5 protein-coding genes are annotated in these 11,866 nt (G+C 72.2%); all 5 read right to left on the reverse strand.

Annotated features, from left to right (window positions below):
- Positions 1–61: 61 nt before the first annotated feature.
- Positions 62–1,240, reverse strand: a complete 1,179-nt coding sequence (gene mmsB / locus ACFQ8Y_RS21490) for a multiple monosaccharide ABC transporter permease (protein WP_430552525.1) — start codon at positions 1,238–1,240, stop codon at positions 62–64.
- Positions 1,237–2,796, reverse strand: a complete 1,560-nt coding sequence (mmsA, locus tag ACFQ8Y_RS21495) for a multiple monosaccharide ABC transporter ATP-binding protein (RefSeq protein ID WP_430552526.1) — start codon at positions 2,794–2,796, stop codon at positions 1,237–1,239. The genes mmsB and mmsA overlap by 4 nt, the downstream gene beginning before the upstream one ends.
- Positions 2,797–2,937: 141 nt before the next feature.
- Positions 2,938–4,098 carry a multiple monosaccharide ABC transporter substrate-binding protein gene (gene chvE, locus ACFQ8Y_RS21500; protein WP_430552527.1) on the reverse strand — a complete coding sequence of 387 codons (1,161 nt, stop codon included), beginning with the start codon at positions 4,096–4,098 and terminating at the stop codon, positions 2,938–2,940.
- A gap of 309 nt (positions 4,099–4,407) precedes the next feature.
- The gene (gene pulA / locus ACFQ8Y_RS21505; RefSeq protein WP_430586684.1) at positions 4,408–10,269 is read right to left on the reverse strand and encodes a pullulanase-type alpha-1,6-glucosidase; all 5,862 of its coding nucleotides are present in this window, start codon (positions 10,267–10,269) and stop codon (positions 4,408–4,410) included.
- Positions 10,270–10,449: 180 nt separating this feature from the next.
- On the reverse strand, positions 10,450–11,844 hold the full coding sequence (locus ACFQ8Y_RS21510; RefSeq protein WP_430586685.1) for an aminotransferase class I/II-fold pyridoxal phosphate-dependent enzyme: 1,395 nt from the start codon (positions 11,842–11,844) through the stop codon (positions 10,450–10,452).
- Positions 11,845–11,866: the final 22 nt, after the last annotated feature.

The following is an 11,866-nucleotide window of genomic DNA, read 5'->3' on the forward strand; positions in this document are numbered from 1 at the left end:
GCGGTCGTCCGCCGCCCCGCGCGTCGAGGCGGGATGGTCCGGCCCCGGCCGGACCCCCAGGTCAGCGCAGCACCGAGGCGCGACGCTTGTTGTAGATGTCGAACGCGACCGCGAGCAGCAGCACCAGGCCCTTGACGACCTGCTGCATCGACTGCGGCACGCCCATCAGCTGCATGCCGTTGGACATGACGGCCATGATCAGGCCACCGATCATGGCGCCGCCCACCCGGCCGACGCCGCCGGTGGTCGACGCGCCACCGATGAAGCACGCGGCGATCGCGTCGAGCTCGAACATGTTGCCCGCGCCCGGCTGGGCGCCGTTCATGCGCGAGGAGTAGACCACGCCGGCCACCGAGGCCAGGACACCCATGTTCACGAAGATCCAGAAGTTGACCTTCCGGACCTTGACGCCGGACAGCTCGGCCGCGTGCCGGTTGCCGCCCACGGCGTAGACGTGCCGGCCGAAGACCGACTTCTGCGTGACGAGCGTGTAGGCGATGATCAGCACCGCGAGGATGATGAGCACGATCGGCAGGCCGCGCGAGATCGACAGCTGGTAGCCGAACCACATCACCACGGCCGCCACCGCCACGAGCTTGACCACGAACAGCGGCATCGACTCGACCGTCTGCTGGTAGGCGATCTTGCCCTGGCGGGTGCGCCACTGGCTGACGCCGAACCCGACCACGGCGATGCCGAAGATGACGAGCGTGAAGACGTCGAACCCGTTGCCGCCGAGCAGGCCGTTGAGGAACCCGTTGGCGATGTCGTAGTAGGTGCCGCCGAACGGCGACAGCGACTTGTTGTCCAGCACGAGGAACGTCAGGCCGCGGAACAGGAGCATGCCCGCCAGGGTCACGATGAAGCCGGGGATCCCGACGTACGCCACCCAGAAGCCCTGCCAGATGCCGACGAGGAGGCCGACGAGGAGGGCGGCCAGCACGCCGACGTACCAGGGCAGGCCCTGCCGCACGACGACGACGGCGCTGACGGCCCCGGTCAGGGCCACCACCGAGCCGACGGACAGGTCGATCTGCCCCGCCACGATGATCATCACCATCCCGATCGCGAGGATCAGGATGTACGAGTACTGCAGGACGATGTTCGTCAGGTTCGTGGGCGAGAGGAAGTTCGGGTTCAGGGCGGCGAAGAGCACGACGATCGCCAGGAAGGCGATGACGATGCCGCTCTGGCGCATGTTCCGGGTCAGGATGTCCCGGACCGAGTCGATGGCGTTCATGAGGCGGTTTCCTTCGTGGGCAGGGGCTGGTCGCGCTCGATCGTCATGAGCTCCATGAGGCGCTCCTGCGTCGCCTCGGCGACGGGGAGCTCACCGGTGATCCGACCGAAGGCGAGGGTGTACACACGGTCGCAGATGCCGAGCAGCTCGGGGAGCTCGGAGGAGATGACGACGACCGCCTTCCCCGCCGCGACCATCTTGTTGATGATCGTGTAGATCTCGAACTTGGCGCCGACGTCGATCCCTCGGGTGGGCTCGTCGAGGATGAGCACGTCGGGGTCGGTGTACAGCCACTTGGACAGCACGACCTTCTGCTGGTTGCCGCCGGAGAGCTTGCCGACGTCGACCAGGACGTTGGGCGTCTTGATGTTGAGGGAGCCGCGGTAGTCCTCGGCGACCCGGAGCTCCTCGTTGCCGTTGACCCAGCCACGCGGGGCGAGCTTGGGCAGGCCCGCCGCGGAGATGTTGTGCCGGATGTCGTCGATGAGGTTCAGGCCGTAGTGCTTGCGGTCCTCGGTCGCGTACGCGAGGTTGTGCCCGATCGCCTCGGACACGTTGCGGACCTGGATCGGCTTGCCGTCCTTGAAGATCTCGCCGCGGATGTTGCGCCCGTAGGTGCGGCCGAAGATGCTCATCGCGAGCTCGGTGCGCCCGGCACCCATGAGGCCGGCGATCCCGACGACCTCACCGGCGTGCACGTTGAACGACGCGTCGACGATGATCTGCCGACCGATCTGCGTGGGGTGGTCGACGTTCCAGTGCTCCACACGGAGCACCTCGTCGCCGACGACGGACGCCCGCTCGGGGTAACGGTGCTCGAGGTCTCGGCCCACCATGCCGCGGATGATGCGGTCCTGGGTGGAGCCCGGCTCGGACATGTCGAGGGTCTCGATGGTCCGGCCGTCGCGGATGATCGTCGTGCGGTCGGCGATCTCCTCGATCTCGTTGAGCTTGTGGGAGATGATGATCGACGTGATGCCGTGCGCCTTGAGCTGGCGCAGCAGCTCGAGCAGGTGCTCGGAGTCGTCGTCGTTGAGCGCAGCGGTCGGCTCGTCGAGGATCAGCAGCTTGACCTCCTTGGAGAGCGCCTTGGCGATCTCGATGAGCTGCTGCTTGCCGACGCCGAGCTGGCTGACGGGCGTCGTCGGGTTCTCGTCGAGGCCCACCCGCTCGAGCAGGGCGTGGGCCTTCCGGTTCGCCGCGTTCCAGTCGATCATCCCGAACCGGCCCCGGGTCTCGTTGCCGAGGAAGATGTTCTCGGCGACGGACAGGTACGGGACCAGGGCGAGCTCCTGGTGGATGATGACGATGCCGCGGTCCTCGGAGTCGTTGATCGACCCGAACTCCGCGGGCGTCCCGTCCAGGACGATCTCGCCGTCGTAGGTGCCGTGCGGGTAGACGCCCGACAGCACCTTCATGAGCGTGGACTTCCCGGCGCCGTTCTCGCCGCAGATGGCGTGGATCTCGCCCTGCTCGACCGTCAGCGTGACGTCCGACAGCGCCTTGACGCCGGGGAACTCCTTGGTGATGGAGCGCATCTCCAGGATCGTGCTCATCTGCGCTCTCGTCCCTCCTTCGGTGGGGTGCGCCGCCGCCGGACAGGTCCGCGGCGGCCCCGGGGGCGGGCCCACCCGTCGTCCGTCCCGGAGCGGGAGCGGCGACGGGCGGGCCCGCCCGTGCGGGTCATGACCTGCGGATCAGTCGTCCGCCTGACCGGCCTTGACCTCGTCGGCGGTGTAGTAGCCGGCGTCGATCAGCACGGGCTGGATGTCGTCCTTGAACACCGTCTGGACCTCGAGCAGGTACGACGGCACGACCTTGACGCCGTTGTCGTACGTCTCGGTGTCGTTCGCCTCGGGCTCCTCGCCCTTCACGAAGGACTCGGTGGCCTTGACCGCCTGCTCGGCGAGGAGGCGCGTGTCCTTGAAGATCGTCGAGGACTGGACGCCGTCGTCGATGAGCTTGATGTTGGCGATCTCGGCGTCCTGACCGGTGACGACCGGCAGGCCCTCCTCGAGGGTCGGCCCCATGCCCGCGCTCTGGAGCGCGTTGATGATGCCGCGGGAGAGCACGTCGGCCGGCGCGAGCACGCCGTCCAGCTTCTCGCCGCCCTGGTACGTCGAGGTGAGCAGGTCCTCCATGCGCTTCTGGGCCGTCTCCAGCTCCCAGCGCTGCGTCGTGACCTGGCCGAAGTCGGTCTGGCCGGACGGGACGACGATCGTGCCGTCGTCGATGAGCGGCTGCAGCACCGACATCGCGCCGTCGAAGAAGAACCCGGCGTTGTTGTCGTCCGGCGAGCCGGCGAAGAGCTCGATGTTGTACGGGCCCTTCTCGCCGGTCTCCTTGCCGTCGGCGTCGAGGTAGCCGAGGCCGCGCAGCAGGGCGTTGGCCTGCGCCACGCCGACCGCCTCGTTGTCGAACGTCGTGTAGAAGTCGACGTTCTCGCTGTCGCGGATCAGGCGGTCGTACGCGATGACCGGGATGTTCGCCGCGGCGGCCGCGTCGAGCTGGCTGGTCAGCGCGGTGCCGTCGATCGAGGCGATGACGAGGACGTCGACGCCCTCGGTGATCATCGAGTCGATCTGCTGCGTCTGGGTCGGGATGTCGTCGTTGGCGAACTGCAGGTCCACGGAGTAGCCGAGGTCCTCCAGGCCCTTCTTGACGTTGTTGCCGTCCTGGATCCAGCGCTCGTAGGTCTGCGTCGGCATCGCGACGCCGATCTTCACGTCGTCGTCGCCGTTCCCCGCGGCGCCGTCCGCACCGCCGCCGCCGCCGGCCCCGGAGCCGCCGCACGCGGCGAGTCCCAGCGTCAGCGCCGCACCGGCGGCCACCGCGCCCATCGTCTTGGCGAGTCGCATCCTCGCGCTCCTTCTCGTCGTCGAGTGTCCCCCGGCAGCGACCGTCGCCGCCGGCGCCCGGACGCCGAGGTCTCCCCCGGACGGCCGAGCCGGTCCGCGGTACAGACTGCTGCGTTCGAGTTCCGAAGTCAAAGCCTCGGCGGGTGGAAAGCGATAACGATCGCGTCACGGCCCTCCGCCCGAGCCCTGACAGCGCGACGAGGGCCACGGGACGGCGTTCCGTCCCGTGGCCCTCGAGATGGCGGACCCTCGGCGGTCAGTTCGTACGTCGAACACAACGACGAACACGACGGCGAGGGCGTGCGTCGGTCAGCGCTGCGGGTCCTCCAGCACCGCCACGGTCCGGGCGGGCACGGTGACCGTGCCCGTGCGCGCGTCCCACCGGGTGCGCTTGACGACGGCGTCGCTCCCCGAGCGCTGCACGCCCGAGAGCCGGAAGTCCCGGCCGCGCAGCTCGGACAGCTCGAGCGTCACGGGCTCCGGCGACGCGTTGAACACCGTCAGCAGACCGTCGAGGCGACGGTCCGCGTCCCGACCCACGGTGTCGTCCACCGCCATCGCGACGACGCCGGGCGTCGCGTCCGGACCCGCGCCCGGGAACGACACCTTCTGCTCGATCGCCGCGGCGCTGCCGAGCCGGAGGAGCCGGGTCGACGAGCGCAGCTCGAGCAGCTCGCGCGCCGCCCCCGAGGCCGCCGCGATGTCCGACGGCGCGGGCTTGAGCGACGGGTCCGCCAGGAGCGGCGCCATCACCGGCCATGCGTCGGCGTTGTCCGCCGCCGGAGGCAGGCCGCGACCGAAGCCGTTGTCCCGCCCCGACCAGTCGATCGCGTTGAACCAGTCGCCCGAGTCGTAGGAGTTGCGGTCCAGCGACTTCGAACGCAGCAGGTCCGTGCCCGCGTGCCAGAACGACGGGGTCTGGGCGAGCGCCGTCGTCGCGAGCGACACGGTGTTCATCCGGACCCGGTCCGCCATCGCGGTGTCCTGCGGCAGCTTCAGCGTCAGCAGGTCGAACAGGGTCTCGTTGTCGTGCGCGTCGACGTACGTGACGACCTCCTCCGGCGAGTCCGCGTACCCCGCGGGCGCGCCGCGGTAGTCGAGCTCCTCGCCCCGCGTCGTCTCGCCGGCGCCGTCGTCCGAGGCCCGGAACGCGAAGTCCCGCAGGTTGCCCGCGAGGCCGAGGCGCACCAGGTCGCTCTGGTGGCCGAGGTCCGCGCGCTCGTCGGCGGAGCCGTCGTTGACGCTGCCGGTGTCCCCCTCGCTGGCCTCGCGTCCGTTCGGGTCGGTGAACAGCCCCGTGCCGAAGCCCTGCGTGAACCGCGACGCGGCGTCCACCGGCGACCCGCCGTGCACGGCGTCGCGCAGCCGGTCGCTGAACGTGCCGATGCCGGTGCCGCCGAGCTGCCCCTGCGTGGCCTGCGTGAACAGGGCGTTGTCCGCGACCTCGCCGAAGTTCCAGCCCTCGCCGTACAGGTAGACGGCGGACCCGTCGACGCCGTCCTTGCGCGGCGTGAGGCCGTCGAGGGCCTCGCGCACGGCGAGCATGTTGTCCCTCGAGTGGTGGCCCATGAGGTCGAAACGGAAGCCGTCCACCTTGTAGTCGCGGGCCCACGTGACCACCGAGTCGACCATGAGCTTGCCCGCCATCGCGTGCTCGGTGGCCACGTTCTGGCAGCAGGTGCTGGTCTCGACCGCCCCCGTGGTCGGGTTCAGCCGCTGGTAGTAGCCCGGGACGACCCGGTCGAGCACGCTCTTCGCGTCCTGCCCGCTCGCCGCGGTGTGGTTGAACACCTGGTCGAGCACCACCTGCAGGCCCGCGTCGTGCAGCGAGCCCACCATCGTGCGGAACTCGGCCACGCGCGCGCCCCCCTCGGCGTCGACGGCGTACGAGCCCTCGGGGACCGAGAAGTGGAACGGGTCGTAGCCCCAGTTGAAGCCGTCGCTCGCGGCGACGTCGGCCACCGCCGCCTGCTGCTCCTCGCCGTCGGGAGCGAACCCGGACAGGTCGCCCGTGGCCGCCTGGTCCGCGCGGTCCTCGGGGATCGTCGCGATGTCGAACGTCGGCAGCAGGTGCACCGTCGTCATGCCGGCGTCGGCCAGCTCGCGCAGGTGCGTCATGCCGTCCGAGCGCCGCTGCGCGAACGCGAGGTACGTGCCGCGCTCCTTCGCCGGCACCGTCTCGTCGGAGACGGAGAAGTCACGCACGTGCAGCTCGTAGATCGTCTGGTCCACGGCCCGCTCCACGACCGGCTGGCGGGTGGTGCGCCAGACCTTCGGCTGCCAGCGCTTGTCGTCCAGCCCCACGACCACGGAGTGCGTCGAGTCGAGGGTGAGGCCCACGGAGTACGGGTCGGTGACGACGTTCGTCTCGACCTTCCCGGTGCCCGGCACGTAGACCGTCACCGCGTACCGGTAGCGGGCGCCGTCCCACGCGAGCTTCTTCGCCGCCCGCTTGCCGTCGAGGGTCCACGAGCCGTCGCGCTCGCGGACGGCGTCGAACCGCTCGGGGTCCTCGCCCAGGTCACGGCCCGCGGGCCACACCAGCAGGTCCACGTCCCGCGCGGTCGGCGCCCACAGGGCGAACGACGCCCACCTGCCGCTCGGGTGCCGCTGAACGCCGAACGTACGCTTCGATGCCTGCTCGCTGTACAGGTCGTCGAGGACGCCGGGCACCTGCACGCCGGTCGCCGCCGACAGGCCCTCGCCCGACGCCCGGGTCACCAGGAGCTGACCCGTCAGGAGCTTCTCGACGGCCGCGCGGCCCAGCGGCTTCCCGTCGTCGCCCACCGGGGCCAGCGCCGTGTGGCCGGCGAGCGCCGGGAAGTCGCGCGCGACGTCGTCGGGCACGTCCCCCGCGGGTGCCAGGTCGTAGGACGCGGCCCCCTCCGGGAGGTCTCCCCCGTCCGGCCCGCGGACCTGGCCGTCGGCGACGGCCAGGCCGCCCTCCGGCGCGGTCCACAGGGTCCAGTCGTCGCCGGAGCCGAGGTCGCCGGGCGCGAGCACCAGGCCCTGGCGGACCCAGTGCGCGGCCTGCTGCCCCGTGCCGGGCAGCGGCGGGTTCTCCACGCCGATCTCGAGCACGTGGGTGGCGAGGTCGTAGGAGAAGGCCACCGTCTCACCCTCGCGCACGCTGAAGGAGTAGTTGGCGCCGTCGGGCTTACCGCCCACGCCGTAGTTCTCGGCCCAGCTCAGGCCGTGCGCCACCTTGACCTCGTAGGCGCCGGCGGCCAGGTCGTCCGTGGACCACGTGTACGTGCCGTCGCCGTCGGGGTCCTTGAGCCACGACGCGAGGCAGTCGGGCGCCCACGATCCCGGGCACCCCACCTGGTCCTGGAACGACCCCGCCAGCGTCACGACCGGGCCCTGCGCGGTGGACGAGAAGTCGTGGCTCACCGGGTCCCAGTAGAACGTGACCTCGCCGCCCTCGTGCGAGTACGTCGCGTTGCCGCCGTCGCGCACTCCCCCGGCGCCGTAGTTGACGTCCCACGAGCCGTTCACGGCGACCTTGTACTCGTAGTCCCCCGCCGGCAGGTCGAACGTCCCGGCCCACACGCCGTCCGGGCGCTCGGTGAGGCGGGCGCCCTCGCAGTCCGGCGTCCAGTCGCCGGCGCAGCCCATCTCGCTGTTGTGGCTGCCCGGCACGGTCACCAGGTCGATCTCGGGCTCGGGCTCCTCGTCGCCGACCACGCCGGACACGTCGACGCCGACGGAGGCGAACGTCGAGGCGGCCGCGCGGTCGCCGTCGGCGTCCTGCGTCACGGCGCGGTACTCGACGAGGGTGCCCTCGGCCAGGCCCTTCGTGTCCTGGAAGACGCGCGGCGTCGTGTCCTCCGCCGTGCCGAGCGCGTGCCACTCGTCGGTGCCGACCTCGCGCCAGGCGAAGGACGTCTCCGCCCAGGCGTCGTCGTCGACGTCGGCCGCCACGGCCGCGGTGCCCGAGACCGCCGCGCCGGCCGCGGGGACCGCGACCTCGAGCGTGCCGTCCGAGTCCGCACCCACCGTGCGGTCCGCGCGCAGCACGACCGCCGACGTGGCGGGCACCTGCACCGTGACCTCGCCGGCGTCGTCCGCGGTGACGGCCTCGCCGCCGCCGTACAGGACGTCGTACGACGCCCCGGGCGTGAGCGTGGTGAAGGTGGCGCTCCTCGCCTGCGCCGCGTTGTTCACCGCGACCAGGTGCTCGACCTTCTCCTCGCGGTCGATCCGGCTGAACGCGTAGACCCCGGCCCCGTTCTCGGCGTACCGCTCGACCTGCGCGCCGGTGGCGAGCGCCGGGTGCGCCTCCCGCAGCGCGGCCAGGTCGGCGATGCGCGAGTAGAGGGGCGCGTCGGTGGCGTACCGGTCGGTGCTGCCCGCCGGCTCGCCGGTGACGAGCGGCTGGTCGGCGTACTCGTCGACCTGCGTGGCGAACAGCGTCTGGCGGGCGTCCTTGTCCCCGCCCGCGCCCGCGAAGCCCTGCTCGTCGCCGTAGTAGACGACCGGCTGACCCCGCGTGAGGTACATGAGGTCGTGGGCCAGCTCGTCCCGGGCCAGCGGCTCGTCCGTGCCCGCGAGCATGTACCCGACGCGGCCCATGTCGTGGTTGCCGAGGAAGGTGGGCAGGGCGGAGGCGGACCTCGTCGGGGTCGTGTACCGGTCGTCGCTCGCGAACAGGCTCGCCAGGCCGCGGGCGCTGTTGCCGCTCGCGTAGCTGGTCGCGGCCGCCTGGAAGGAGAAGTCGAGCACCGAGCTCATGTCCGTGTCGCGCACGTACGGCGACGTCTTGGCCGCGTCGGCGTCGTACACCTCGCCGAACATGAAGAAGTCGTCCTTGCCCTGCGCGTGCGCGTAGTCCATGACCTCGGCCGACCACGTCTCCCAGAACTCCGGGTTCACGTGCTTGACCGTGTCGATGCGGAAGCCGTCGATGCCGAGGTCGATCCAGTCGGAGTAGACGTCGACGAAGCCGTCCACGACGCGCGGGTCCTCGGTCATGAGGTCGTCCAGGCCGTCGAAGTCGCCGTACGTGACCGACTCGCCCGTCCACGTCGAGTTGCCCCGGTTGTGGTAGAGCGTCGGGTCGTTGAGCCAGGCCGGGACCTTGGCGTCGGCGTCCTCGTCCGCGACCACCGGCGTGTACGGGAACGACGTCGCGGCGTCCAGCTCCGGGAAGTCCGCGGAGCCCGCGACGTCCGCCGGGTCGAAGGCGTTCCCTGCGGCGTCGGTGTACGGCGACGTGGCCTGGTCGACGTACCCGTACTCGCCCTCGGCGTAGTCGATCACGTCGGCCGTGTGGTTGGTGATGATGTCGAAGTAGACCTTGATGCCCTTCGCGTGGGCCTCGTCGATCAGGGCGCGCAGCTCGTCGTTGGTGCCCAGGTGCGGGTCGATCCGCGTGAAGTCCGTGATCCAGTACCCGTGGTAGCCCGCGCTCGCGTCGTCGCCCGTGCCCTGCACCGGCCGGTTGAGGAACGACGGCGTGAGCCAGATGGCCGTGGTGCCCAGGCCCTCGACGTAGTCGAGCCGCTCGCGCAGTCCGGCGATGTCCCCGCCCTGGTAGAAGCCCTTGTCCGTCGGGTCGAAGCCGTGGTCGAGCCGGTCGCCGTCGATCCCGCCGGTGTCGTTCGACGTGTCGCCGTTCGCGAACCGGTCGGTCATGACGAAGTAGAACCGCTCGTCCGAGCCTGGCTGGCGCACCGGCGGCGCCACCAGGTCGGCGTCCGCCGCGTCGTCGTAGGCGCCCGCCAGCGTGAGCGGCGTGAGCGCGACGCGGTGCGTCGTGTCGTCGTAGGTGACCCGCACGCGCGCGTCGCCGCCGAGCACCAGGGGCGCGTTCTCGTCGGTGCCCTCGCGGCCGTACGACTCGTCCCAGGCGCCGTCGAGCGCGACCTTGTACTCGTACGTGCCCGCCGGCAGGTCGACGTCGGCGCCGAACGTGCCGTCGCCGGCCGGCGCGAGCGCCGTCGCCGCGCAGGTCGGGTCCCAGTCCTCGGCGCAGCCGAGCTCGGTCTGGAGGCTCCCGACGAGGGTGGCGGTGCGGTCCGCCGCGCCCGCGGCGGGCGCCGACGTGAGGGCGAGCCCGCCGAGTCCGGCGGACAGCGCGGGGACGGTGAGCGCGACGGCGGTCAGCGATGCCGCCGCGCGACGGGTCGGGCGCCGTCGACCGGCGCGGGCCTGGGCAGCACGAGGCATGGGAGGACTCCTTCGTCGTCCGGGCGCGCGGGTCGCGACCCGCCGCGACTGTACCGTTGCTGCAATCTTGCAGCAAGACATCGCGGAGGGTCTCCGAGCCCACGACCAGCGTCGTCGCCGGACCGGCCCACCCGTGCCGTGCTGTGCGGTGCTGTGCCGGGCCGTGCCGTGCCGGCGTGGTCAGCCGGCGAGCAGCGCGCCCCGGGCGGCGCTCGCGAGCACGTCGGCCAGCTCCTCGACCCGCTCGGGGTCTGCCGGCAGCTGGGGCGTGGCCACGCGCAACCAGGCGGGCCGGGGCGGGGCGACGAACGTGCGCGACGACGGCGTGAGGACGATCCCGCGGGCGCCCAGCTCCGCGAGGGCCTCGTCCTCGTTCTCGGCGCGCAGCCAGACGACGAGGCCGCCCGGCGGCACCGCGGTCGGCACGTCGTGACGGCCCAGAGCGGCCGCCAGGTCGGCGGCGCGCGCGGCGTACCAGCGGCCCGAGTCCGCGACCAGCTCCCCGACGCTCGGGGTGGTCAGCAGGTGCGCGAGCGCGTTCTGCAGGATGCGGCTCTGCGCGAGGATGCCGTGGCTGCGCAGGCGGCGGACCCCGAGCACGACGTCGCGGGCCCCGCCCACCACCGTGGTCCGCAGGTCGAGGCCGAACGCCCGGCAGAAGGAGGTCACGCGGACCACGCGGCCGGGCAGCAGCTCGCCGAGGCTGAGCGGGCGCACCGGGGCCAGCGGGCCGAGCACGTCCTCCTCCAGCACCCAGGCGTCGGGGGCGTGGGCGCGGATCACGTCGGCCAGCTCCGCGAGCCGCCGCGGGGTCACGCCGCCGGCGAGGGAGAACTCGCCCCCGGGCTGGTAGACGACCGTGCGCGCCCCCGCGACCAGCGCCCGTTCCAGCGCGTCGGGCAGCGGGCCGGACGCGTCGGACGCGACCCCCAGGACGTCGAACCCGACCGACCGGAGGTTGCCGATCGTCCCGGACACGGCCGGCTCCTGGACCGCGATCGCCCCGCCGGGGGGTGTGGCGGCCTCCGCGGTGAGCAGCGTGGCCTCGCCGGCGCCGCTCACCGTGACCCACTCGGCCGCCTCGAACGGCCAGTCCCCCCGCACCGCCTCCAGCAGGGCGGGCGAGATCGCCTCCCGCCGCAGCGAGTTCGTCTGCGGCTCGCGCAGGCTGTGCGCGAACGCCTCGAGCAGGTCGGGTAGGCGGTCGGTGGTGGGGTGCGCGGAGGCGAGGTCCACCGACGACCAGCCGGCGAACTCCGGCGCCCGCCCGGCCCGCGGCCACCCCGGGGCCGCGACCGGGCCCACGACGAACGTGCCGCCCCGGCGCCGCGTGCGGACGAGGCCGCGGTCGACGAGCAGGGACCAGGTGCCCGCCACCGTGGACCGCCCGAGGCCCGCGGCGGTGGCGAGCTCCTCGATCGTGGGCAGCCGGCTGCCGGGCGCGAGCACGCCCTCCTCGATCCAGCCGGTCAGCCGCTCGGCCAGCGCGGGGCCGGACAGCCCGCGCACCTCGGCGACGAGGTCGGCGGGCAGGCCCGGGGCGTCGGGTCCGGCGTCGGGTCCTGTGGTCGTCATCGCTCCTCGCCCGTCGTGGCCA

Origin of the sequence: Isoptericola sp. NPDC056605 (assembly GCF_042792795.1) — a bacterium.
GTDB lineage: Bacteria > Actinomycetota > Actinomycetes > Actinomycetales > Cellulomonadaceae > Isoptericola.

Coding starts and splice junctions, on each gene's coding strand:
- mmsA (WP_430552526.1), bottom strand. CDS start 2,796: ATGAGCACGATCCTGGAGATGCGCTCCATCACCAAGGAGTTCCCCGGC.
- ACFQ8Y_RS21510 (WP_430586685.1), bottom strand. CDS start 11,844: ATGACGACCACAGGACCCGACGCCGGACCCGACGCCCCGGGCCTGCCC.
- chvE (WP_430552527.1), bottom strand. CDS start 4,098: ATGCGACTCGCCAAGACGATGGGCGCGGTGGCCGCCGGTGCGGCGCTG.
- mmsB (WP_430552525.1), bottom strand. CDS start 1,240: ATGAACGCCATCGACTCGGTCCGGGACATCCTGACCCGGAACATGCGC.
- pulA (WP_430586684.1), bottom strand. CDS start 10,269: ATGCCTCGTGCTGCCCAGGCCCGCGCCGGTCGACGGCGCCCGACCCGT.